Here is a 21687-nt window from a genome sequence, read left to right as displayed (position 1 = left end):
GCCGAGAATATTTGAATAGATTTAACGTGTCGCTAGCGTTGCAGCAATGACATCTGCATAAGGCGTTGTCGGTCGGCCAATCAGTTTGCTCAATGTATGACTGTCATCAAACAGCCCCCCTTTAGCTGCGCCAGCATCAGAATCTGCTAATAGGCTGGCGAAAACATCAGGTAAACCGGCATCGAGCAATGCTTGCTTGAAATCGGCTTCAGACAAATCGTGGTACACCACAGCTTTACCTGACTGGCGGGCAATTTCTGCCGAGAATTCAGCCAGTGTATAGATATCGTCACCGGCTAATTCGTAAACTTTACCCGCCTGGTTTCCCTGCGTTAGCACCACAGCGGCCGCTTCGGCATAGTCTTCACGTGCGGCAGAGGCGATACGCCCCTCAGCTACTGCGCCGATAAATGCGCCGTGTGCCAGGGCTGGCGCGATACTTGCTGCATAGTTCTCGGTATACCAGCCGTTACGCAATAACACCACGGGCAGACCTGATTCACGTAATAGTGCTTCGGTGGCCCGGTGTTCTTCGCCTAACCCCAGTGGGCTTTTATCCGCATGTAACAAACTGGTATATGCCAACAATTTAACACCTGCACGCTTGGCCGCCGCGATCACGGCGCTATGTTGGGCAATACGCTGACCCACTTCACTCGATGAAATTAACAGTAGTTTATCAACACCTTGAAAGGCGGTATCCAGCGTGGCTGGCTGGCTATAGTCAGCTTTGCGGATTTGAACACCTAACGCCGCCAGCTCGTGGGCTTTGTCCGGGGTACGTACCGCAGCAATAATCTCACTGGCTGGCACTTTTTTAAGTAATGCATTGATAACAAGGCGGCCCAATTGGCCTGTGGCACCGGTTACTGCGATCATAATGACACTCCAGATTTGATGTTATGAGAAAGATGACAGACAGTTGGCAAAGAATAAAACCGCATAATTGGCCAGAAAGTTGCCCTTAAGTTCATCATATGCAATATACTAACTTTACGTAAGTACGCACCAAAAGGTTAGTATGAAAATAATAGAGCCGCAAAATTTGAGTCACACTGTTTCGTTTCCCGAACAAGTTCGGCGGGGTGAATTACTCAATGCTGATTGTCCCTCAAGAGAAGTGCTCAAGCGCGTAACCAGCCGTTGGGGGGTGTTAGCCTTGATTGCGTTAAGCAATGAGACTCTGCGTTTCAGTGCGTTGCGCAGAAAGATTGGCGGTGTTAGTGAAAAGATGCTGGCACAAACTCTGCAACACCTTGAAGAAGATGGTTTTGTTGAGCGTATTGCTTATCCGGTAGTACCACCTCATGTGGAATATAAATTAACGCCGTTGGGGAAAGAGATTCAGGAGCAGGTGGAAGGGCTGACTGTATGGCTTGAGGCCAATCTGCACCGTATTATGGCGCAACGACAACAGCGGGCAGAATTAACTACCAATACGTTGTAACAGCAGCCATGGCATCAACCATAGCTGCTGTTAGGATTTATCGCATAAAAGCATCACAGAGTTTTCAACGCTTCCACCGACTCGATAGCCATGGAGGCGATAAACTCGGTCACGCTATAATCGGCAACCGCATTAAACGGATCTTCGGCCAATATCTTATCCAGCTCTTCACGGGCAATACTTTTGGCCAAAATAATGCCACCGGTACGCGGCACTTTACGGCCTGATGCGATAAAAACACCTTGTGTATAGTACTTTTTCAACCACTCTTTATGACTTTCAGTGAGTGCTTCGACCACATCGATAGGTTGATGGTAAGTCAGACTGACAACAAACATGCGAAACTCCTTCAGGGCGAATGTCTAATTAAGATAACGCCTTGGCTGATGGCTGGCATCTTTAAAATGCATAATTATTAATTTTTATCTTAAGTTTTGGCCTTCATAGATAAATTTGGCATATCCAAAGCCATAATCGTTATTTCACCTTTGCGCGCGGCAGCATCTACCCTTAAAGCATCAGTTTCATCCCGCTAGATAAATAACGCAGAGGTAGCAATGGCTAAGATTACAGCATGGTTTATCGGGCTTCCCCTGTGGTGGCCAGCGCATTCAGCCGCGAGCGATACCGTCCCGCATCAAGCGGATGGTGCGCATCTATTAGAAACCATCAATGCTATTGGTGGGTTGTATGGTATTGAGTTTATCCATCACGATGGTGCTTAAACCGCACGGTGACTGCACTAGATGGCGGGCAGAAAATAAAATCATCTGCCCGGATAAACATATTTAACGGTAAGCGGCTAAAGCAGCTCGCATCCCCACACGTTTAATTGTTTGCAACTGTTCAGTAATGCTATTGGTGAGCTGCGGGATGTGATTGAGGTCTTGCCCCCAATGGGTGGCGTCGGCTAATACCAATTGCACTAATCCCTCCATCGGCAGTGAACCGGCGTCAACGTCGTGCCACATAGAGGCGAAACAATTTAGCCAGTGGGCATCATCCTGTAATGCAAAACATTCATCGTCACGTTTTCCTCGATAAAACATCAGTAAGGCGGCAAAGGCAAAGGTGAGTCGTGGCGGTAACTGCCCGTTATTTTGCTGGCTGGAGAGCAACTGAGGCAAAATACGGGTACGGAATTTGGTCATGCTATTGAGGGCAATAGACAGCAGTTGGTGCTGAATAAACGGGTTACGAAAACGGCTCAACACGGCTTGAGCAAAGGTTTGTAGCTCATCCGCGGGTAAATCCAAGACTGGAATAATCTCTTCGCTGATCAGTTGTGCGACGAATTGACTGATTTGCGTGTCGGCCATGGCCTCGCCGACTGTATTTAAACCCGCCAGAAATGCGACCGGCACCAATGCGGTATGAGCACCATTGAGAATTGCCACTTTGCGTTCTTTATAGGGCTTAATATCATCGACGATTCGAATGTTTAGTGGGTATTGATTCAGACGTAGTTCCTGCGCTAATGATTGCGGTCCTTGGATCACCAACAGGTAAAAGTGTTCTGCGGTATCGAGGAATGCATCGTGATAACCCAGGTGGTTTTCCAGGGCGACAGCTTCATCACGGGGATAGCCGGTCACGATACGATCGACCAATGTAGAGCAAAACGTATTGTGCTGTAATAACCATTGACTGAAACCTTCGCCTAAATTCCAGCACTGCGCATAGCGTAGGACTAACTCCAGCAATGCTTCGCCGTTATAATCGATCAACTCACATGGCAATAGCACCCACCCCTTATCGGCTGCCCCGGAAAAATGTTGAAAGCGCTCAAACATGAGCCGCGTTAATTTCGCAGGATAACTAGCGGGAGGCGTATCACTAAACTTATCATCTTCCAGATAACTTATCCCAGCCTCCGTAGTATTGGAGAACACCCAGCGAATATCTTCATTACGGGCGAGGGCGAGGTAGCTGTCAAAGTCCTGATAAATATTGATTTCGCGGTTAACCGAGCGAATGATGCGTGCATCACTGACTTTCTCACCTTGTTCGTTTAAACCGCGAATAATTGTGGTGTATAAGCCATCCTGAGTATTAAGTGATGGGGGGAAATCACTGTTAATCGGGCGGACCACTACGACACCGGCATTAAGGTCGGTATGTTCATTTAGTCGGTCCAATTGCCAATCGACAAAGGCGCGCAGGAAGTTTCCTTCACCAAATTGAATCACTTTATCTGGGTGAGTACGGCCAGGAAAGTTTTCGCGGTTTAACGTTAGCATGGTGTTATATCCTTAAAATGAGTGAGATCAGAATTGAATAACGCCTTTGATAAGATCTTTATTCTTCACGACCTGCTGTTCATAAATATCTGCCAAGGTATTGAATTCAAAACGATGTGTCAGGATCATGTCCGCCGATAATTTGCCAGCGGCCATTAATTTCCCCACTTTGTCAAAATCCTCAAAGGTGGCATTTCTGCTGCCCATCATGGTGGTCTCTTTCTTATGGAAGTCAGGATCAGGGAAACTGAGATCACCTTTGAATAAGCCCACAAATACAATGCTGCCCCCGTGACGGATAAAGTTGAGGGTGTTATTCATTGCTCGTTGGTTACCTGTGGCATCAATAACTTTTAGTGGCAACATGCCAGCAAATTGCTGGCGTAAATTTTGCTCAAATCCGGCATCACTGGGATCTAATGTCCGGATATCCAACAGGTTTTCTACATGTTCACGGCGTTGTGCACTGGTGTCGGCCATCACTACATAGGCACCATCGGCTTGCGCAATGGCGGCCACACCCAAGCCAATTGGGCCAGCACCGACCACCAAAACATGCTCATCAGGATGAACATCGGCACGGCGCACAGCATGGGCGCTGATGGCAAAAGGTTCAATCAATGCAGCCGAGACGGGATCTACATCGTCGACCACCAATAAATTACTGACTGGGACGGATAAATACTCACTGAAACCCCCGTCTTGATGGACGCCAATAACAGAAATGTTTTCGCAGCAATTGGTTTTACCGCTGAGACAGGAATTACAGTGCTGGCAAGCAACATAAGGAATAACGGCAACGCGTTGCCCGGCATGCATATTATTGACGTTATCCCCTAGCGCTATTATTTCGCCACAAATTTCATGACCCAATACTCGGGGATAACTAAAGAACGGTTGATTACCTGCCCAGGCATGTATATCTGTGCCACAAATACCAACATTTAAAACCTTTATTAAGGCTTCATTAATTCTCGGTAACGGTTGAGTTCGTTTTTGATAAATAAGTTTGGTTGGTTCAAGGCAAACTAAAGTATTCATCGTGGTCATGACTATTCCTCCAAAAGGTGAGGTTTGATATTCATTAAAAATCACAACCAGGTTTAAATCGAATGTGATATTTGTGAGGGATGACGAATTATTCTGTTTTAAATTGGTTTTAAATGAATAAAAAACAGCTAAGGATAATCATGAGCAGAACACAAAATCTTCGTCACAATGTCATCAATCAGATGATCGACGCTATTGCCAAAGGGCATATTACATCACCACTTCCTTCTCAAGCTTCCCTAGCGGAAATGTACAGTATCAGCCGGACAACTGTGCGTAATACCCTGAGTCATTTAGATCACTGTGGCGTGTTGGAGAAGGTCGGCGACTACTACATTATTGTCAGAACACCCCAATCAGAGGACGGTTTTGATTGTATCAGTCAGTCACCAGACGCTCAGGCCGACGTATTTGAACGTGCTTTTTTTCAGATGATTAATCAACGTCAGCTTCGTGCAGGAGATTCATTTTCAGAGTTACAACTTGCTCGTGCCGCCAATGTCAGCGCCGTGGTGGTTCGTGAGTTCTTACTGCGTTTTTGTCGTTATGACCTCATTGTTAATATCCGCCGTGGTCAGTGGAGCATGAAAAAATTTGATCAAAACTATGCTGAAAAATTATTTGAGTTACGTGAAATGTTGGAAACGCATGCGCTAAATCGCTTTTTAAATCTTGCACATAGTGATGAACGTTGGCTGCAAGCCAAAGAGCTATTGGCTCGCCATCGGCAATTGCGGGATACCATTGGCAGCAGCTATCGCATGTTTTCACAGTTAGATCGTGATTTTCATACCCTGATACTTTCTGCCGCTAATAACCCATTTTTTAATCAATCTCTGGAGATTATTTCAGTTATTTTCCACTTCCATTATCAATGGGATGAGAGCGATTTAAAGCAGCGCAATATCGTGGCGATAGAAGAGCATATGGCGATTTTAAGTGCGTTAATCTTTCGCAATGATTTGGATGCGGTGCGCGAGTTACGGCGTCATCTGGATACTGCTAAGCAATCAATGATTCGCTCGATCACGCAATACAGCGAATGATTAACCACCTAGAGAGTATTGCTGAAAGCGCATACTAAGATAAAAAACTGGATAAAAAACCGCATAAAAAACCATTAAGGACAGATAAAATCCAGCAAACTATTAATCATCTCACGTATTCATCACAAAGATATGCTGTATATAGAATGCCCACACTAATCTGAATTTCAGTTAACTTTTCTCTCTATAGTTGACGCTGTAATAAGTCTTTTTTCTTGAGATTTTTATTTCCTAATAGATTCATATCGGACAGGTTTTTTTATGAATCGCAATGTGAATATATTATAAAGTTCAGGAGCTGGGCGTGGAAAAAAATAATGTCGTGATAAATAATGATGCGGGTGTATTAAACCCAACATCAGATGAAACCCCCAAGGCTATACTACATACAGAGCGTTCTAGTCGTATTAAAAGAATTCAAACCGTATCGATGGTTTTATTATTCTTGGCCGCAGTCATTAACTTTCTTGACCGTAGTTCTTTATCTGTAGCGAATTTAACCATTCGTGAAGAGCTAGGGCTAAGTGCCACGGAGATTGGTTTTCTGCTTTCCGCATTTTCTCTGGCATACGGTATTGCTCAACTGCCGTGTGGCCCGTTGTTAGACCGTAAAGGCCCGCGCATTATGTTAGGGCTAGGCATGTTTGTATGGTCATTCTTTCAGGCGCTATCCGGGGCTGTTCATACCTTTACGCAATTTATTCTGGTACGTATTGGGTTAGGTATCGGTGAGGCACCCATGAATCCTTGCGGTGTGAAGGTGATAAATGACTGGTTCAATATTAAAGAACGTGGCCTGCCTATGGGGATATTTAATTCTGCGTCGACAATCGGTTTAGCCATCAGTCCACCTATTCTGGCCGCCATGATGATGGTTATCGGTTGGCGTGGGATGTTTATTACCATTGGTCTTTTGGGGATCGTACTTTCTATCGGTTGGTATCTGCTTTACCGTAATCGTGACAGTATCAATTTAACCGAAGCAGAACAAAAATATCTTGATGCAGGCAGTGTTAATGTAAGTCGTAAGCCTATGAATTTTAAAGAATGGCGTGGCTTATTCCGTAATCGCACTATGTGGGGCATGATGCTGGGCTTCAGTGGCGTCAATTATACTGCATGGCTCTATCTGGCATGGCTGCCGGGCTATTTGCAGACAACGTATCATTTAAATCTTGCTAGCACTGGCATGTTTGCTTCTATTCCCTTTATTTTCGGCGCGGCAGGCATGTTATGTAATGGATTCGTTACCGATTTTCTGGTCCGCCAGGGTATGGCTCCTTTAAAAAGCCGCAAAATATGCATTGCGGTCGGTATGTTGCTGTCAGCGGCATTTACCTCTGTCGTCGTCCGTGCTGACACTACCGGGAGTGCGGTTATATTAATAGGCATGGCACTGTTCTGTATTCACTTCGCTGGGACATCATGCTGGGGGCTTATACATGTCGCGGTCTCTTCTCGTATGACTGCATCGGTTGGCAGCATACAGAATTTTGCCAGTTTCATATTTGCATCATTTGCACCGGTGATAACGGGTTGGATAGTTGATACCACTCACTCATTTAGCCTGGCATTAACCATCTGTTCTTGCGTTACTGTCCTCGGGGCTCTGTCTTACATATTCATTGTACGTGAACCCATTTTAGATACCGCAAAATAAAATGAGCAAGGCCGATCAGAACTCTCGATGAGATAACGATCGGCCTTTCTTGGTTATCTTTGTGGCTGGCAATGATGGCGGCGCTTAAACCAGGATTGCATCATGCCTGGGCGTGAGAACATCACTAAATTACCCAATAGGATGAGCAGTAAACCAATAATGGCATTCAGGTGCCAGTGATAGCCTTCATAGAAGGTTGATATGGTTAGGGCCACCAGCGGAAATAACAAGGTACTATAAGCCGCACCACTGGCTCCGATTCGTCCAATCAAGCTGAAATAGGCGGCAAATGCAATCACGGAACCGAAGATAGCCAGATACAACAATGAGCCAAGGTAACGTGGCGTGAGTTCGAGAGTAAAAGAGTGTTGTTGAATCATACTGAAAAGTCCCATCACTGCCGCACCATAAGTCATGGCATAAGCATTGGTTGACAGAATATCCAATCCCTTGCGTTGGTGGCGGCTACTGATCATATTACCCAGAGAAAAACCATAGGTACCCAGCAAACTTAAGCCAATACCTTTAAGTAATTCCGGGGCTATTTGTGTGGCGGTCAGATCTTGCCAGAACAAAGCAACAATACCTATCATGCCGAGGATACTGGCTGGCAGCAGGTTAGGGCTAAGGCGTTGGCGAAAGAAAAGCATGCCATTGATGGCATTAAACAGTACCGCCATTGAGAAAATAACCGATTCCAGGCCGCTACTGATATAAGCCGCAGCATGATAAAAACAGTAAAAATTAAAAGCAAAGACACAAACCCCTTGTGCCAGACAAAAAAGGTGGTCACGCACCGTGAGCTGGTGCAGTCGGCGGGCGAGCAGTAAAACGAGCATCATGACACCGGCCGCCAGCAAAAACCGATAAAAAATGGACACAGTAATAGCAACATCACCTTGCTGTTGTAGGGTAATGGCAATCCAGGTCGTTCCCCAGATCAGTACAACTAACAAATATAGCAGCGCGTTCATCGTTATTTCTCATCACAGCTAGAAAACAGCAGTATCCGGTATAGGAAGGAGAGGCGCTTTCAGCAGCTTGCTTTAAATTGCAAAATCTTGCGCATTTTTACGATAAATCGCTGGAAAATATAGTCTGCCGTCTGGCAAGCCATTAAACTGGTTGCATCCGCGTACCCAAAGGAAGTCAGCGCAATGTTGGAACGGTATCAAGCCTTTGAAACCCTAAAAGAACACAAAGCGCGCTTGCATGATTGTGTGCAACTCGGCTCGGGTATTCAATTGGCAGCCTGGTCTAACCGTGATGACTGTATTACACAAGAAAGCCCTGATCACCACACCTTGAGCCTGTATGTTGCAGATGGCTATGAGTGCTATCACAAAACGCGCGCTGGCTGGAAAAATGGCGGTGGACCGGATCGTTTTTGTATTATGCCAAAGGGCAGCTTATCCAGTTGGGATGTGCGGGATGACCTGTCATTTGTACATTTGTATTGCACCGATAAGCATCTGCGCCAGCTAGCTGAACAAATTTGGGAGCGCAGCCCCCAGTCAATTCAGGTTGATGAACGAATTTTCGCAGAAGATCCGCAAATAACGTTGTTATATCGCCAATTTTTACTGAATTGTAACTGGCAAGAACAGGCCAATCATTTAGCCCTCAGTAGTGCTGCTACCTTGTTGATGACCCATTTATTAAAAAATTACACCCAGTTGCAGTGGGCGATCCCCGTAATTCGCGGTGGGTTGTCTCCGGCAGTGTTAAAACGGGTGAAAGAGTATATTGACGAACATCTTTCACAGCCGTTGCTGTTGTCAGATCTTGCTGAACAGGCAGGGTTGAGTGAGTTCCATTTCGCACGGATGTTTAAGCAGAGCACTGGGCTGTCACCACATCAATTTGTGTTGAAAGCGCGGTTATCTCGCGCAGACCAGCTATTGAGACATAGCATGATGCCGCTTATTCACATTGCCCTGGAGTGTGGTTTCAGCTCTGCCAGCCACTTCAGTAACTGTTTTAAAGTGGCCTATGGCCTAACGCCCTCGACTATTCGGCAACGCTAATCACAGCACGCTATAAGGGGCAACTTAGGTCACCTTCAGCACAATCAAGGAATGACTGTAGTTCTGCCGAGCGAGCTTCAGTTTTGTGGGTCAAACAAGCCGAGATAATCATAGGATGCACTGAACCGCCTTCGGTGGCTGAGGATTGGAAGGTACAATCTGCGTCACGGTATTTTATCCAGGTAAGTTGCGCACTCTTTAATAATGCTCTTTGGGCAACTGGGGTTTTGGCCAAAACTTGTTTATAAATACGGTTTAGTTCGGTATCGGCTTTCTTATAATCTAAATTTGCGCACTGGTTTATATCCAGTTGTGTCAGTGCGTTCTGGCAGTCAAGTGCCAATGCTTGGTCGACGGGTAATGCCAGTAGCGATATCAATATGATCTTCTTTAACATGATTATTTTTCCCAAATAATAGTCAAAAGATAATGTTAGCCCCACATTGAATAATGTGAGGCTCAGAATTATATTACATTGGTTTCTTAGGTGCCCACTCAATCTCTTTTTTCATCTCAGTAATTTTTTTGTTCGGTGATTTTTTACAAACATCAATCACTTTTGGTGTGTAGACCTGGTCTATTTCCTGGAAATCTACGCTATCGCCTTTTTTATACTGGATATCCCGGTTTAGGATCCAGAAAGCGACGGGGGTCATACTTTTCGGATTAAGATCAAGGAATTCTTTGCAGGTCATTTCTGTTGGGGTGGTGGGTGATGATGCTGCGAATACTGTGTTAACGGTTACGAGCATGAGTGTCACAATGACACTCTTAAGCAGTGATTTATAGAACATGACTATTTCCTTATCTATATATTAAATTTCAACTGATATTATTGTTACATGGATGAGAGTTATATCTCGTTATTTAGCATGAGCTATAAAGGTATATCTTGCCAGCGCCAAGCTTAAATTATCGGGATGAGGGATAAGACGGATTATTATTTTCTGCTAGCGTTCCTCTTATGTGTCTGATTTGCATGAAAGAGATTTAATAGCGATTTATATAAGATTGGTAAACGTAGCTATCAATAGTAATTGTTTATATTTTTTGTTTCTTTATTAACTATGACATGGCTATTTATTTTGAAATAAAAAGCAGAGCAACAAAATATGCCTGCTTTCAATTTATCTGTTGCTACAATACTATTAGCGATACTAATAAATATAACATTTTAAACTTTGTGGTTTTTATCTGATAGCGGTGGAGGGCATGGATACTTGCCATCATGTTGCGGCTGGTTTTTTGCTGGTTGGCTATCATGATGTTCTTTCGCTGGCGGCAACGGGCGGCCACTCTTGTCTTTCGGCGGTTCAGGTGGGCGTTTACATCTCACCCCCGATTGTTTTTGTGCTTCTTTATTAATAGGTTGTGTGGCAAAGCTAGAGGCTGCATTCAATAGCAACATTGATACACCACAAAACATCAGTAACTTCTTCATTCTCGCTCCAGTTATTCAATAGGAATACATCATCACCATAACGGATTGTTCTTTCAGTTTTCTTGGCGAGATTTGTAATGATATTATCAAGTTGAGTGTCTGTAGTTATCTATTAGAGAGTATCATCATTCCAAACCTACACTGATTCATTGGTGTATGTTATAGTTCACAGTGTTATTATTAGCGCCATCAGTAGACTGGTTATAATTTCATTTTTTCTTGTTCTAAATTATAGGTGATTTACTTTATGTCTTTATTTTCTTTTTATCATAACTGCCTGAATGCTTTGACTGGGAAAGTATTTGGTCAGCACCGTAAAGGTGAACCAGTGAAGAGAGAGAATGGGAAAGATAAATTATCTAATCTTCAACTGGATGTACTGTTGAATGCGGAAAAACAGGTCGCGATTATTACCACCGACTTAGATAGTCGGATCACCATATTTAATGTGGGTGCGGAGCGAATGTTTGGCTATTCTAAAGATGAAGTCTTGGGAAGCCCTATTTCGGATATACTGCACATTCCAGAGTTTGGTAAGGATCAAGCTGAGCTGGATTATTTATTGCTTAATCGGCGTGATGCCAGCGAGTGGTGTTATCAGCGCCAAGATGGGAAACGTTTCTGGGGAGCACTTAGTGTCCATGAAATAACTGCCGATAATAACCAGACCGTGGGTTATATTAGTGTGATTGCTGATGTTTCGGAAAGAAAATTCCTGCTGATGAAGCTGGAAGAAAGTAAGCAGATGATGGATCGTTTAACTAAGAATTTACCAGCAATGATTTATGCTTATTATTTAGATGCAGAGGGTAAATCTTATTTTAAATATTGTAGCGAGGGTGTCAGGAAAATATTTGCTCTGTCACCGGCTGATGTTTTGTATGTGCCCAGAGAGGAAAACCCTCTGTTTAGCCGCGTGCATACTGACGATATGGATATGCTAAAACAGGCGGTAGCCATCTCTCAACAGAATCTATCTGTCTGGCGCTGCGATTTTCGCGTGGTGTTGCCGGGCAAAGGTACACACTGGCTCCATGGTGAGTCTTTCCCGACGCTTCAGGATGATGGGGCTGTTATTTGGTATGGCTCGTTTTTCGATATTACTGAACTTAAACAGTCAGAATCGATCCTCAAGGCGTTGTCACAAACCGATGTATTAACTGGGGTAGCCAATCGTCGCCACTTTGATGATATCTATCAGCACATCTGGCAAAAAAACCAGATCGAAGGCGGTTCTCTGTCTGTGTTGATGATCGATTTTGATAATTTCAAAAGCTTTAACGACCTTTATGGTCATGCAATGGGGGATGTTTGTTTGAAATCCATTGTCGAAACTTTGTCAAAATCTATTCGTGGTGGTTCAGACATTTTGGCGCGCTATGGCGGCGAGGAGTTTATTGTATTGCTAGCACCCAGTACCCTGGCGGATGCGAAAGCGGTTGCCGAGCGCATGCGTCACTCCATTGAGGAGTTAGATATTCCCCATGGGATATCGCCAGAGGGGCGGGTGACCATCAGCATTGGTGTGGCTTCGGTATCCGCGCCGGGTGAGTCTATTTCGGCGACAGACTTGTCGGATGCTGCGGATAAAGCGTTATATCGGGCGAAAACCACGGGGAAAAACCGCGTGGAAGCGGTGGTGCTGAACTGATACGTAAAGAGCGTGTGGGGCAGGGAAGAGAGTCATTACTGCCCCACAGAGAGTCGATTTAGGATAGTTAATGTCTAGTTGTCGTGATCCTGAGCTTCACGCAGGCGTTCTTGCTCTTCAGCTATAACCGCTTTGATTTCCTCCAGTACACCCTCAACATCAGCCGCTTCGGTGCTTTCTGCAAACTCACCAGTCAGTTGCGTTTCTGGATGCAGTTTACCATCCTCATAAAGTGCCCACATCTCTTTGGCATACTTACGATTAAGCAGTTCTGGTGCGTATTGGCCATAATAGTGTGTCATGTTTGCGACATCCCGCTCCAGCATGGCTTTAGCATGATTGTTCGCCGCAGCATTGACGGCTTGCGGTAAATCGATAATGACCGGGCCCTCTTTATCAATTAAGACATTAAACTCTGATAAATCGCCATGAACCAGACCGGCGCAAAGCATCCGTACCACATATTGGATCATCAACGCATGGTCAATCAGCGCTTGTTCTCTGCTAAATGGCACATCACTCAGGCGGGGGGCGGCAAGGCCATCTGCATCGGTGACCAGTTCCATCAATAAAACACCATCAAGGCATGCATAAGGTTGAGGTACCCGAACACCGGCATTGGCGAGCAGGTACAAGGCATCCACCTCGGCAGTTTGCCAGGTCTCTTCCTGTTGCTTGCGGCCAAATTTAGAACCTTTGGCCATGGCTCGTGCGTCACGACTGTTACGAACCTTACGCCCTTCCTGATACTGAACAGCCTGTTTGAAACTGCGGTTTTCAGCTTCTTTATAGACTTTAGCGCAGCGGATATCCTGCCCACAACGGACAACGTATACATCAGCTTCTTTGCCACTTTTCAAACGACGGATGACTTCGTCAACCAAGCCGTCATCAACCAGCGGTTGGATTCGTTTTGGAATTTTCATGGCGTCCTTGTACCCTATTTAAGCCCGCGATGGAATGGCTTTGGCTGAATTTTCCTTCAGTTTACCATTCGCGCCCATCAGCGGGTGGGTTTTTACTGAGTATCAGGCAGCACTGAACTGGGCATTATGCAATTTTGCATAGGCACCTTTACGGGCCAGCAATTCATAATGGTCGCCCTGTTCCACAATCCCTTCCTTATCGACCACAATGATACGATCGGCATTTTGAATCGTGGCTAAGCGATGGGCAATCACCAACGTCGTTCTGCCTTGTGATAATTCCGTTAGCGCAAGCTGGATGGCTTGTTCAGTGGCAGTATCAAGCGCGGAGGTGGCTTCATCCAGAATCAAAATCGGTGGATTTTTCAGGAAAATACGTGCAATTGACAAGCGCTGTTTCTGCCCGCCGGATAATTTCACTCCGCGCTCACCAACAACGGTATCCAGTCCATCAGGCAAGCTTTCAATCAACTCATCTAGCCGGGCTTGTTGTGCTGCAACCATTATTTCATCGTTGCTGGCATCGAGTTTACCGTAAGCAATATTCTCACGGATAGATCCGCCGAATAAGAAAACGTCCTGCTGAACAATACCGATATTATTACGCAATGATTGCTGAGTCATATCACGGATATCAATACCATCAATCGTGATTGCCCCCTCATCGAGTTCATAAAAGCGGGGCAGCAGTGAGCATAACGTGGTTTTACCCGCCCCCGATGGCCCGACGAATGCCACGGTTTCGCCAGCCCGGATTTGCAGGTTCAAATGGGTGAAAATTTTATTCTGCGGTGAATAACCGAAACTGACATTGTGATAACAAATATCGCCATGCAAATGGCCAACAGGGCGAGCGTTTGGTTGGTCAACAATATCAGGCAGTGTATCTATCAATTGAGTGAATCGCTTAAAACCGGCAATTCCTTTCGGATAACTTTCCAGGACTGAGGTTATTTTCGCCACCGGGCGAAAAAACACTTCAACTAATAACAGAAATCCGACAAAACCGCCGTAACTCAACTGGTCATGCACGACGTACCAGGTACCGGCAACCATCACAATTAACTGCACCAGACGGGTACTGAGGTAGCTCATAGTCATACTGGTGGTCATGATGCGGTAAGCCCGCAATTTGGTGGTGCGGTAGCTTTCGTTATCTGCGGCGAACAATTTCTTTTCATGAGATTCATTAGCGAAAGCTTTGACGACACGAATACCGCCGATACTTTCCTCAATGCGGGCATTAAAATTGCCAACTTGACCAAACAGTTTGCGCCAGGTTTCGGTCATCTGTGAACCGTAGCGGCTGACCAGATAGGTCATAAAGGGTACGATGATGATGGTGAGCATCGCCAGTGGTAAATGGACGGATGCCATCAAAATGAATGCACCGATAAAGGTCATAATGGCAATAAAAAGATCTTCAGGACCGTGGTGGGCAATTTCTCCAACCTCTTCAAGGTCTTTGGTGACGTGGGTGATAATATGGCCGGTCTTCATATTGTCGTAATAGCTAAATGATAATTTTTGCAGATGGCTAAAAGCCTGGCGACGCATGTCGGTTTCTATACCCACACCCAATGCGTGCCCCCAGTAGTTAACAATCGCCATTAGCGCAGTATTGAGCAGATAAATCATCAACAGGCCAGTTGCCGCCCAAACGATCAACACCCAATCTTGATTGGGAAGTAATTTATCAATGAACAGTTTTACCGCCATCGGGAAACTCAGCTCCAGCAGCCCGGCCAAAATGGCACAGCCAAAGTCCAGATAAAAAAGCCCTTTGTACGGGGCATAATAAGAAAAGAAACGGCGGAGCATTGGGGTATCCTTACAATTACAGAGGAGAAATCGGTACAAATGTCGGAAAAGCTGTTCGCTGCATTATAAATGTAAATGGTTCTTAATAGCATTTATTTTGCTATTTATTATCCGATAATAGAATTCTTATCTGTGAGAATATGCATTGAAGCCAAGATTATATCGAGTATTGTTAGTCAGATAATAGCGAGGAGCAGTAGCAATGAATTTGACCATGACAGATGCCCCAACGACTGAAGATATTGCAGAAATCATTGAGGGGTTGAAGGCTTTTAACCGTAAATTTGTTGGTGATAATGGTCGTAAACCATTAGCCGTATTTATCACAGGAGAAGGTGGCGAAAAGTTGGGAGGGATTACCGGATATACATTAGGTAATTGCCTGAGTATTGAGTTGTTATGGGTATCGGATGCATTACGTCACTCAGGGGCTGGTACTAACTTGATGAACGCAGCCGAACAGGAAGCAATACAGCGGGGATGCAAGTTTGCCCAAGTAGATACATTCAGCTTCCAGGCTCGCCCGTTCTATGAAAAACAGGGTTATCAATTGAAAATGACGCTAGAAAATGTACTGGGTGAGTACCACCGTTATTATTTGACTAAAAATCTGATTAACTAGTTTGGCAGCACAAACCGACTATGCGCAGTTTAAATTCAAATGGTATCAAGACCTATGTCTAATAGGTCTATTTTGTCACTGATACATAAAGAGGCTACCGCTGTGAGTGTATATACGCCTTAATATTAGTGTCACGCCCACTCAACAGTGAATATTCAGCTTTTAAAGGAGGCTCACATTTTCTCTGAATTGCATCTATAGGCGTGGGTCTTCTATTAGGTTATTCTGTTTTACATTGGATTAGTTAATGTAAATGGAAATGAATATGGCGGCTTCATCAAATAAAAAGCTCTCGCTGTGGTCATTAACCTCGCTGGTCGTGGGTTCAATGATAGGTGCTGGTATTTTCTCTTTACCTGCTACATTCGGCCGAGCAACCGGAGGATTGGGTGCCATCATCGCGTGGATTATTGCTGGTGGCGGAATGTTAACTCTGGCCTTTGTTTTTCAGACTTTGGCACAACGTAAGCCAGATTTGGATTCCGGTGTTTATATTTATGCTAAAACTGGGTTTGGTGATTATGCCGGTTTTGCCTCAGCCATTGGTTTTTGGGCTGGCGCCTGTATCGGAAGTGTTTCCTATTTTGTTTTGATCAAATCAACATTGGGAGCCTTCTTCCCACTATTTGGTGATGGTAATACGTTATCCGCAGTCTTAATTGCGTCATTAATCTTGTGGAGTTTTCATTTTATGGTGTTGCGCGGCATCAAAGAAGCCGCAGCAATCAATACTATTGCCACCTTTGCTAAAGTTATTCCGATATTTATTTTTGTTATTGTGCTGGCATTTGCATTTCATACAGATACGTTTGCATTAAACTTCTGGGGTTCCCAATCTTTGTCTGGTGTCGGTGATCTCTCCCATTTGGATGACTATGGTTATACCGGTCATGCGGCATTAGATATTGGTGCTACATCAGAGACACTATTTGCTCAAGTGCGCAGTACTATGTTGGTCACCGTATTTGTTTTTGTGGGTATTGAAGGGGCGAGTGTTTATTCCCGTTACGCTAAAGAAAGAAAGCATGTTGGTATTGCTACTGTTCTCGGTTTTATTGGTGTTTTATGTTTACTGGTATTAGTGACAATGCTTTCCTATGGCGTGCTGCTTCGTCCTGATCTTGCTGCTTTACGGCAACCCTCAATGGCTGGGGTGTTAGAACATATAGTGGGTCGATGGGGCGCTATATTTATCAGCATCGGGCTGATTATCTCCGTTATGGGTGCGTATCTGTCATGGACCCTATTGGCGGCTGAAGCACTCTATTCCGCAGCAAAAAGTAATATCATGCCGCAGATATTTGCAACGGAGAATAAGCGCGGGGTGCCATCGGCAGCGGTTTGGATGTCGAATATTTTTATCCAATTATTCTTAATTGTTACGCTCTTCACTGAGTATGCGTTCCAGTTGGCACTGGAACTCACCAGCTCATTAGTTTTGATCCCCTATTTGCTGGTTGCGGCTTATGGGCTGAAATTGGCCTGGACCCGAGAAACCTATTCGGTAGGTTCGGTCGAGCTGAAGAAAGATTTTATTTTTGCTTTGATAGCAACACTATATGCCATATTAATGGTCTACGCGGGCGGGTTGAAATACATATTACTGTCAGCAGTGATATATGGTCCGGGAACTGTGCTGTTTATCATCGCGAAGCGTGAGCAAAAGAGAGCAATATTCGCGCCGATTGAAAAATGTCTTTTTGCCGTGGCCATTATTACCGCTTTAGCCGCTCTGTATAGCCTCGCCACAGGGGTAATTACGGTATAATAACGTCGGTGATACAGTAATTGTCCACTGAACAGAGATGACATTATATTATCGCCACAAACACTTAATCAAAGCTAATGTATTTTGCGCCTATCCCTAACTTTACAATGGATGGGCTTGATCTATAACACAGAGTACGACAGGATCGCGTTGGAATAACTAATGATTAGGTTGATATCCGATAGAAATGTATCCATTATAAAATGCGATTTTTCTTATATAGAGTTAGGATTGGTGTGCGCCAATCAGTAGGTATTGCTTTGAAAAAACAACAAAATATTACCCCGAATAGTGATTATTCTGCGGGAATTGGCGATGCGCAATTTGCGCTCGTGGTTTTACTTACAACATCATGTTTGCTGATTGCAATAACATTGATTGCGATCCTATGGTTAATCTAATGATACGCCATAGAAATTAGGGGGAGTGTATGGATAAGAGCTTGTTTGATGACAACAAAGTCATCGCATTGATCGGTTTACTGTTGGCGGCACTCATTGTCGTCAGTGTCATGTTTGCGATGACCTATATGGCGGATCGCCAACGTAACGAAGCACAACCTATTGATGTACAGAATTGCTATAAAAAGAACTGAAAAGCGTTATTCGCCGGAAAGCAGTGGTAAGCATTCAGGCGAATCGTGGGCATTGCGGAGTGTTATGCCAGCTTCTGATGAATAGCATGCAAGGGCAACGCGATATTCAGGTCAATATCAGTATTTTGCCTGAAATCATACGGAGTGATACCGTAACGTTTTCTGAACATGTAAGTAAAATGTGACTGTGAGCCAAAGCCAAAGTCCAATGCGATATCAAAAATCGTACTATCACTACTTCTTAGTTGATAAACCGCGCCCGCTAAGCGTCTTTCCCGAATGTATTTACCCAGCGATACCCCGGTCACTTCTTTAAATATTTTCTGCATATGCCAAAGCGAATAGCCTGAATACACGGCTAACTCTTCAAGGTAGATGACCCGCCCTAGATGGGTTTCGACCCATTTACTGAGAGCGCAGACTAACGCGAGATGATTTTCTTGTGACATTATTTAGTCTGTTTTTTCTGGATAGGAGTAGAGCAGTATACACAAGTTGAATCGAACAACACAAAACACCAAATTGCTCCCGATTGAACAAAATAGACCATAAAGACTTTTCAGACAGTGTTTGCAAAAGATTTTTCTGGTGCCATAGTAAAAGGGTAGTGTCATCAGGAAGGGGTCTATCCCGAGGATAAAGGGTTGAGTTTGGAAAAATAGAAATTAAAAATGATGAGGTGATCGCATGTTAATAACGGTGATTATGACTCTGATAGCGGTTGTCGGCGTAACCGTTTTTTTAAAGATGCCAGTAATGGTCCTGCATAAAGGTAAAGGCGCAGGAGGTGATGAACTGTGAGATTAGGAATATTGTGATCGATCTACATCTAATGAGTTTCCTCTAGAACCAGGTGATTGATAATTTCATGCCTGGTTTTTTTATATCCTCTTCGTACTGACGTTAGCTTTCTTGCCATCTCATATCTGCTTCTTTCTTTCAAAAAGAGGGGGCAATTGATTAAGCACATCATCGACATCGGTTGTAGGTATTTCATTAGCCAAGGATAATGTTAGTCTCTCGAGTCGACAAGAGCAGTGCAGGTTAAAGAAATATTTCAGCAAGCGTGATATCCTTTTACGATATTACTGAGAAGGAATTATGCATGTCTGAAATGTTTACTAATGACCAAGAGCTGGTGTCAGACTTGGTTGCCTGCCAACTGGTGATTAAGCAAATCCTTGATGTGATTGATATCATTGCTCCGGTGGAGGTGCGAGATAAAATGTCCCATCAACTTAAAGCTATTGATTTCTCTACACACCCGGCAGGGGCGGACCCAGTGACTAAGCGAGCGATTGAGAAAGCCATTGCATTAATTGATATGAAATTTAGCCAAAAATAACAGCTACCGTTTAAGGCTGTCTGCAAGTAGGGCGGTAGTATCAGGCTAGCGGCCGTGGGGGAAATGCACTGCGGGTTATGAATAGCAAACCCGCAGTTCAATTATTCAAAAACGTTATTGCCGATCTTTTTCACTAATGGGCAGTTACTGACACCAATGACACCATTTTCACCGTTTATAAATTGAGCGGTTGTAACAGTTCTTGCCGTCAGATATTTACACTGCAAACCAATGCCTGCGGCGTTTTTCTCACTGCCAATAAGCACGCCATAGCCTGAAAAGAGAAGGCCCAAGTATATGATTGCTGCCACCAAAACCAGTCTGAATAAACTCATGTAGTCACTCCATGTAATTAGTTTTACTTATTTTTTAGGATAAATATTTAACAGTTTAACGAGTAATGATAAGTTAGTTAATAGTAAAAATCCTAAATCATATTGATTTATAAGACTAAACAGTAAATTCTTATAAAAAATGTTGTTACAGAGCTATAGTGCACATCAGTAATTACATTTTGGCTATAAATGGTTGATGTTTAATACAGTATAATTAAAAAAAACATTACGGAAGGTGCCCGATTTGAACATTAAGAAACTTGTCGCAACGGTAGGGATCATTGCTGTTTGCTGCTTGTTTTATCTATTAGCCCTTGATAGTTATTGCGATCAGGGGGGGACTTTTTCTACCGGTATTTGTGCTATCACTTCGATTATTCCATGGTAAGGATAGCCTATTATGCTTAGCTATAATAACGATAACTATTACTATTAGTTATCGTTATTAAGTATGAATCACTTATTCAGATCCCCTTTGTGGTGGGCAGAGTGATAAGATAGCGCCTTAGCCACGTATGTCATAGGGTAGTCAATGTTAGATACAAATATGGGGGCACTGGGTGTCATCCCAATTGCTTTATCGCTGCTTACTGTCATTTTCTTCTTGATAGTCTGGTTCTTTTTGAGCCGTGCCAGTGTACGAGCAAATGAACAAATCCGTTTGTTACACGAAATTGCCGAACAACAAAAACGGCAAACCGAATTGCTCAATGCTTTACTGGAAAATGCTACGGGTGTCAGGCATGAGCAAGACGATAGTGATATTGTTTCGCCTCTCGACTTTAAAGGGTTTATTCCAGAGCGATAAATCCCCCCGATTCTGATGCTGTCACCAGGCGGTATCAGAATATCGTCGTAGCTAGAGTGATGGTTTCTCCTGCATAGCCGGCATTATCTTTTTGCGCGATGTGAGTTTGCCCCTTTATTTAGCCCAATATACTGCGCTGATTGTCATAAATTTGTCTTATTTTCGCCGTAATGTAGCCAGAACTTTTCAAGACAACGGTGATTCTAATGATTAAATGGTATGAAGAAAGTGACACTGAAGTGAACCGAAATATTGCGCTGCTGACAGGGGAAGATCCCGATAAGTGGTATCCATACGGTGGAGTTAAAGGTAAGGACTACTGCAAAAACCCTTCTGATGCCTGGCCTATCATCTATGCCAATAAAATTGGCCTCTATTCCCCTGAAGTTAATGATAATAATCAGTGGAATGCTCGGATTACCAATCCGCAAGGTGAGTGGCAAGCCTATAGCCAAAGTCCACTTCGTGCCGCGATGATTTGTTACCTGCTCAGCCAAGATATTTGAGTAAATATTGATGATTTTCGACCGCGTGGATACCCATATGCTGAGCGCGTGGCGTGACCAACGGTAAGCGATTCTCTGACTGACTTCTTGGAGCTGATGATGAAACGTATTATTAAAGGGGATTCAAATTTATCTCACCTGGTCATTGCCCATGCGGCGATTGACCACCATCAAAAGTCTTATGGTGAGCGGCGCCAAGGCTGGCCTTCAACTTATCTTATCCGCTATAAAAATAATCGCGTGGCGGTTGAAGTTGTCACCCGGCGTCAATCTTATGTCGCGACATTGATGATTGGGGCCAGGAATCTGAGTAAGTTATGTGGCATATCTGCGTTACAACCCTAAACAGGCAAAGCATCATTGTCCTCTAATCAAATCCTTCCCATGTAAACATCGGCT

Annotated in this window: 27 protein-coding genes; 15 read left to right on the top strand and 12 right to left on the bottom strand. The window is 44.1% G+C overall.

The window, feature by feature from the left end; all coding sequences use genetic code 11:
* Window positions 1–21 precede the first annotated feature (21 nt).
* The gene (locus Q2T72_RS12965) at window positions 22–879 is read right to left on the bottom strand and encodes an SDR family oxidoreductase (protein WP_372569276.1); all 858 of its coding nucleotides are present in this window, start codon (window positions 877–879) and stop codon (window positions 22–24) included.
* A 142-nt stretch (window positions 880–1021) separates the two neighbouring features.
* Between Q2T72_RS12965 and Q2T72_RS12960 the strand changes: the two genes are divergently transcribed.
* Entirely contained in the window at window positions 1022–1447 is a 426-nt protein-coding gene (locus Q2T72_RS12960; protein WP_083158563.1) for a helix-turn-helix domain-containing protein, read from the top strand.
* A gap of 53 nt (window positions 1448–1500) precedes the next feature.
* On the opposite strand, the gene Q2T72_RS12955 is transcribed toward Q2T72_RS12960, so the two are convergent.
* Window positions 1501–1785 (bottom strand): YciI family protein, encoded by a 285-nt coding sequence (locus Q2T72_RS12955; RefSeq protein ID WP_083158564.1) that lies wholly within the window; start codon window positions 1783–1785, stop codon window positions 1501–1503.
* 219 nt (window positions 1786–2004) lie between these two features.
* Between Q2T72_RS12955 and Q2T72_RS12950 the strand changes: the two genes are divergently transcribed.
* Complete coding sequence (locus Q2T72_RS12950) at window positions 2005–2172, top strand: hypothetical protein (protein WP_193784642.1); 168 nt, start codon at window positions 2005–2007, stop codon at window positions 2170–2172.
* 63 nt (window positions 2173–2235) lie between these two features.
* Here Q2T72_RS12950 and Q2T72_RS12945 read toward each other — a convergent pair whose 3' ends face one another.
* Both Q2T72_RS12945 and Q2T72_RS12940 read right to left on the bottom strand, forming a co-directional pair.
* A complete protein-coding gene (locus Q2T72_RS12945; RefSeq protein ID WP_372569275.1) occupies window positions 2236–3687 on the bottom strand; it encodes a tagaturonate reductase in 1452 nt (483 codons plus the stop codon).
* A gap of 27 nt (window positions 3688–3714) precedes the next feature.
* Window positions 3715–4737, bottom strand: coding sequence for a zinc-binding alcohol dehydrogenase family protein (locus tag Q2T72_RS12940; RefSeq protein WP_083158566.1), 1023 nt, complete (start codon window positions 4735–4737; stop codon window positions 3715–3717).
* A 140-nt stretch (window positions 4738–4877) separates the two neighbouring features.
* On the opposite strand from Q2T72_RS12940, the gene Q2T72_RS12935 reads away from it, so the two are divergent.
* On the top strand, window positions 4878–5783 hold the full coding sequence (locus tag Q2T72_RS12935; protein WP_083158567.1) for a GntR family transcriptional regulator: 906 nt from the start codon (window positions 4878–4880) through the stop codon (window positions 5781–5783).
* A 430-nt stretch (window positions 5784–6213) separates the two neighbouring features.
* Window positions 6214–7443, top strand: a complete 1230-nt coding sequence (locus tag Q2T72_RS12930; protein WP_372569887.1) for an MFS transporter — start codon at window positions 6214–6216, stop codon at window positions 7441–7443.
* Window positions 7444–7496: 53 nt separating this feature from the next.
* On the opposite strand, the gene Q2T72_RS12925 is transcribed toward Q2T72_RS12930, so the two are convergent.
* Window positions 7497–8417, bottom strand: coding sequence for a DMT family transporter (locus Q2T72_RS12925; protein WP_372569274.1), 921 nt, complete (start codon window positions 8415–8417; stop codon window positions 7497–7499).
* A 183-nt stretch (window positions 8418–8600) separates the two neighbouring features.
* Between Q2T72_RS12925 and Q2T72_RS12920 the strand changes: the two genes are divergently transcribed.
* Window positions 8601–9470, top strand: coding sequence for a helix-turn-helix domain-containing protein (locus Q2T72_RS12920; protein WP_372569272.1), 870 nt, complete (start codon window positions 8601–8603; stop codon window positions 9468–9470).
* A gap of 10 nt (window positions 9471–9480) precedes the next feature.
* Here the strand turns inward: Q2T72_RS12920 and Q2T72_RS12915 are convergent, their stop codons facing one another.
* The 3 genes from Q2T72_RS12915 to Q2T72_RS12905 all read right to left on the bottom strand — a co-directional run bounded on the left by Q2T72_RS12915 (window position 9481) and on the right by Q2T72_RS12905 (window position 10911).
* Window positions 9481–9867, bottom strand: a complete 387-nt coding sequence (locus Q2T72_RS12915) for a lysozyme inhibitor LprI family protein (RefSeq protein WP_372569271.1) — start codon at window positions 9865–9867, stop codon at window positions 9481–9483.
* Window positions 9868–9940: 73 nt separating this feature from the next.
* Entirely contained in the window at window positions 9941–10264 is a 324-nt protein-coding gene (gene hdeB / locus Q2T72_RS12910) for an acid-activated periplasmic chaperone HdeB (protein ID WP_372569270.1), read from the bottom strand.
* A 380-nt stretch (window positions 10265–10644) separates the two neighbouring features.
* Window positions 10645–10911: a hypothetical protein gene (locus tag Q2T72_RS12905; RefSeq protein WP_083158572.1), complete on the bottom strand. Its 267-nt coding sequence runs from the start codon at window positions 10909–10911 to the stop codon at window positions 10645–10647.
* A 247-nt stretch (window positions 10912–11158) separates the two neighbouring features.
* On the opposite strand from Q2T72_RS12905, the gene Q2T72_RS12900 reads away from it, so the two are divergent.
* Window positions 11159–12562, top strand: coding sequence for a sensor domain-containing diguanylate cyclase (locus Q2T72_RS12900; RefSeq protein ID WP_193784643.1), 1404 nt, complete (start codon window positions 11159–11161; stop codon window positions 12560–12562).
* Window positions 12563–12636: 74 nt separating this feature from the next.
* On the opposite strand, the gene Q2T72_RS12895 is transcribed toward Q2T72_RS12900, so the two are convergent.
* Together Q2T72_RS12895 and Q2T72_RS12890 are read right to left on the bottom strand one after the other, a co-directional pair.
* Window positions 12637–13488, bottom strand: a complete 852-nt coding sequence (locus Q2T72_RS12895) for a PA4780 family RIO1-like protein kinase (protein ID WP_083158573.1) — start codon at window positions 13486–13488, stop codon at window positions 12637–12639.
* A 102-nt stretch (window positions 13489–13590) separates the two neighbouring features.
* On the bottom strand, window positions 13591–15309 hold the full coding sequence (locus tag Q2T72_RS12890; protein ID WP_372569269.1) for an ABC transporter ATP-binding protein: 1719 nt from the start codon (window positions 15307–15309) through the stop codon (window positions 13591–13593).
* Between the two features lie 202 nt (window positions 15310–15511).
* Here Q2T72_RS12890 and Q2T72_RS12885 point away from each other — a divergent pair, with 202 nt between their 5' ends.
* From Q2T72_RS12885 to Q2T72_RS12870, 4 genes are all read left to right on the top strand, one after another.
* Window positions 15512–15931 carry a GNAT family N-acetyltransferase gene (locus Q2T72_RS12885; RefSeq protein ID WP_083158575.1) on the top strand — a complete coding sequence of 140 codons (420 nt, stop codon included), beginning with the start codon at window positions 15512–15514 and terminating at the stop codon, window positions 15929–15931.
* Between the two features lie 265 nt (window positions 15932–16196).
* The gene (locus Q2T72_RS12880; protein ID WP_372569268.1) at window positions 16197–17699 is read left to right on the top strand and encodes a basic amino acid/polyamine antiporter; all 1503 of its coding nucleotides are present in this window, start codon (window positions 16197–16199) and stop codon (window positions 17697–17699) included.
* 203 nt (window positions 17700–17902) lie between these two features.
* Window positions 17903–18100, top strand: coding sequence for a hypothetical protein (locus Q2T72_RS12875; protein ID WP_083158577.1), 198 nt, complete (start codon window positions 17903–17905; stop codon window positions 18098–18100).
* Window positions 18101–18129: 29 nt separating this feature from the next.
* Complete coding sequence (locus Q2T72_RS12870; protein ID WP_083158578.1) at window positions 18130–18294, top strand: hypothetical protein; 165 nt, start codon at window positions 18130–18132, stop codon at window positions 18292–18294.
* Window positions 18295–18356: 62 nt separating this feature from the next.
* Here the strand turns inward: Q2T72_RS12870 and Q2T72_RS12865 are convergent, their stop codons facing one another.
* Entirely contained in the window at window positions 18357–18743 is a 387-nt protein-coding gene (locus tag Q2T72_RS12865) for a helix-turn-helix domain-containing protein (RefSeq protein ID WP_038632374.1), read from the bottom strand.
* 656 nt (window positions 18744–19399) lie between these two features.
* Here Q2T72_RS12865 and Q2T72_RS12860 point away from each other — a divergent pair.
* The gene (locus tag Q2T72_RS12860) at window positions 19400–19639 is read left to right on the top strand and encodes a DUF2766 family protein (RefSeq protein WP_083158579.1); all 240 of its coding nucleotides are present in this window, start codon (window positions 19400–19402) and stop codon (window positions 19637–19639) included.
* A 101-nt stretch (window positions 19640–19740) separates the two neighbouring features.
* Here the strand turns inward: Q2T72_RS12860 and Q2T72_RS12855 are convergent, their stop codons facing one another.
* Complete coding sequence (locus Q2T72_RS12855) at window positions 19741–19974, bottom strand: YobH family protein (protein ID WP_102970397.1); 234 nt, start codon at window positions 19972–19974, stop codon at window positions 19741–19743.
* 244 nt (window positions 19975–20218) lie between these two features.
* Here Q2T72_RS12855 and Q2T72_RS12850 point away from each other — a divergent pair, with 244 nt between their 5' ends.
* The 4 genes from Q2T72_RS12850 (at window position 20219) to Q2T72_RS12835 (ending at window position 21633) form a co-directional block, all read left to right on the top strand.
* Entirely contained in the window at window positions 20219–20362 is a 144-nt protein-coding gene (locus Q2T72_RS12850) for a PhoP/PhoQ regulator MgrB (RefSeq protein WP_072081862.1), read from the top strand.
* Window positions 20363–20506: 144 nt separating this feature from the next.
* Window positions 20507–20782: a YebO family protein gene (locus Q2T72_RS12845; RefSeq protein WP_083158580.1), complete on the top strand. Its 276-nt coding sequence runs from the start codon at window positions 20507–20509 to the stop codon at window positions 20780–20782.
* A gap of 206 nt (window positions 20783–20988) precedes the next feature.
* Window positions 20989–21288: a phage protein NinX family protein gene (locus tag Q2T72_RS12840; protein WP_083158581.1), complete on the top strand. Its 300-nt coding sequence runs from the start codon at window positions 20989–20991 to the stop codon at window positions 21286–21288.
* A gap of 96 nt (window positions 21289–21384) precedes the next feature.
* Window positions 21385–21633, top strand: a complete 249-nt coding sequence (locus Q2T72_RS12835) for a DUF4060 family protein (protein WP_372559219.1) — start codon at window positions 21385–21387, stop codon at window positions 21631–21633.
* Window positions 21634–21687: the final 54 nt, after the last annotated feature.

The organism is Yersinia sp. 2466 StPb PI, from assembly GCF_041538325.1.
In the GTDB taxonomy this organism is placed as follows: domain Bacteria; phylum Pseudomonadota; class Gammaproteobacteria; order Enterobacterales; family Enterobacteriaceae; genus Yersinia; species Yersinia enterocolitica_E.
The sequence above is the reverse complement of the archived record's forward strand: the minus strand, read 5'-3'. Positions and strand labels throughout refer to the sequence as shown.

What these genes read in the sequence shown, in the direction of transcription:
- Q2T72_RS12965 (WP_372569276.1), bottom strand. Translation starts at nt 879, where the DNA reads ATGATCGCAGTAACCGGTGCCACAGGCCAATTGGGCCGCCTTGTTATC.
- Q2T72_RS12960 (WP_083158563.1), top strand. Translation starts at nt 1,022, where the DNA reads ATGAAAATAATAGAGCCGCAAAATTTGAGTCACACTGTTTCGTTTCCC.
- Q2T72_RS12955 (WP_083158564.1), bottom strand. Translation starts at nt 1,785, where the DNA reads ATGTTTGTTGTCAGTCTGACTTACCATCAACCTATCGATGTGGTCGAA.
- Q2T72_RS12950 (WP_193784642.1), top strand. Translation starts at nt 2,005, where the DNA reads ATGGCTAAGATTACAGCATGGTTTATCGGGCTTCCCCTGTGGTGGCCA.
- Q2T72_RS12945 (WP_372569275.1), bottom strand. Translation starts at nt 3,687, where the DNA reads ATGCTAACGTTAAACCGCGAAAACTTTCCTGGCCGTACTCACCCAGAT.
- Q2T72_RS12940 (WP_083158566.1), bottom strand. Translation starts at nt 4,737, where the DNA reads ATGACCACGATGAATACTTTAGTTTGCCTTGAACCAACCAAACTTATT.
- Q2T72_RS12935 (WP_083158567.1), top strand. Translation starts at nt 4,878, where the DNA reads ATGAGCAGAACACAAAATCTTCGTCACAATGTCATCAATCAGATGATC.
- Q2T72_RS12930 (WP_372569887.1), top strand. Translation starts at nt 6,214, where the DNA reads ATGGTTTTATTATTCTTGGCCGCAGTCATTAACTTTCTTGACCGTAGT.
- Q2T72_RS12925 (WP_372569274.1), bottom strand. Translation starts at nt 8,417, where the DNA reads ATGAACGCGCTGCTATATTTGTTAGTTGTACTGATCTGGGGAACGACC.
- Q2T72_RS12920 (WP_372569272.1), top strand. Translation starts at nt 8,601, where the DNA reads ATGTTGGAACGGTATCAAGCCTTTGAAACCCTAAAAGAACACAAAGCG.
- Q2T72_RS12915 (WP_372569271.1), bottom strand. Translation starts at nt 9,867, where the DNA reads ATGTTAAAGAAGATCATATTGATATCGCTACTGGCATTACCCGTCGAC.
- hdeB (WP_372569270.1), bottom strand. Translation starts at nt 10,264, where the DNA reads ATGTTCTATAAATCACTGCTTAAGAGTGTCATTGTGACACTCATGCTC.
- Q2T72_RS12905 (WP_083158572.1), bottom strand. Translation starts at nt 10,911, where the DNA reads ATGAAGAAGTTACTGATGTTTTGTGGTGTATCAATGTTGCTATTGAAT.
- Q2T72_RS12900 (WP_193784643.1), top strand. Translation starts at nt 11,159, where the DNA reads ATGTCTTTATTTTCTTTTTATCATAACTGCCTGAATGCTTTGACTGGG.
- Q2T72_RS12895 (WP_083158573.1), bottom strand. Translation starts at nt 13,488, where the DNA reads ATGAAAATTCCAAAACGAATCCAACCGCTGGTTGATGACGGCTTGGTT.
- Q2T72_RS12890 (WP_372569269.1), bottom strand. Translation starts at nt 15,309, where the DNA reads ATGCTCCGCCGTTTCTTTTCTTATTATGCCCCGTACAAAGGGCTTTTT.
- Q2T72_RS12885 (WP_083158575.1), top strand. Translation starts at nt 15,512, where the DNA reads ATGAATTTGACCATGACAGATGCCCCAACGACTGAAGATATTGCAGAA.
- Q2T72_RS12880 (WP_372569268.1), top strand. Translation starts at nt 16,197, where the DNA reads ATGGCGGCTTCATCAAATAAAAAGCTCTCGCTGTGGTCATTAACCTCG.
- Q2T72_RS12875 (WP_083158577.1), top strand. Translation starts at nt 17,903, where the DNA reads ATGCGATTTTTCTTATATAGAGTTAGGATTGGTGTGCGCCAATCAGTA.
- Q2T72_RS12870 (WP_083158578.1), top strand. Translation starts at nt 18,130, where the DNA reads ATGGATAAGAGCTTGTTTGATGACAACAAAGTCATCGCATTGATCGGT.
- Q2T72_RS12865 (WP_038632374.1), bottom strand. Translation starts at nt 18,743, where the DNA reads ATGTCACAAGAAAATCATCTCGCGTTAGTCTGCGCTCTCAGTAAATGG.
- Q2T72_RS12860 (WP_083158579.1), top strand. Translation starts at nt 19,400, where the DNA reads ATGTCTGAAATGTTTACTAATGACCAAGAGCTGGTGTCAGACTTGGTT.
- Q2T72_RS12855 (WP_102970397.1), bottom strand. Translation starts at nt 19,974, where the DNA reads ATGAGTTTATTCAGACTGGTTTTGGTGGCAGCAATCATATACTTGGGC.
- Q2T72_RS12845 (WP_083158580.1), top strand. Translation starts at nt 20,507, where the DNA reads ATGTTAGATACAAATATGGGGGCACTGGGTGTCATCCCAATTGCTTTA.
- Q2T72_RS12840 (WP_083158581.1), top strand. Translation starts at nt 20,989, where the DNA reads ATGATTAAATGGTATGAAGAAAGTGACACTGAAGTGAACCGAAATATT.
- Q2T72_RS12835 (WP_372559219.1), top strand. Translation starts at nt 21,385, where the DNA reads ATGATGAAACGTATTATTAAAGGGGATTCAAATTTATCTCACCTGGTC.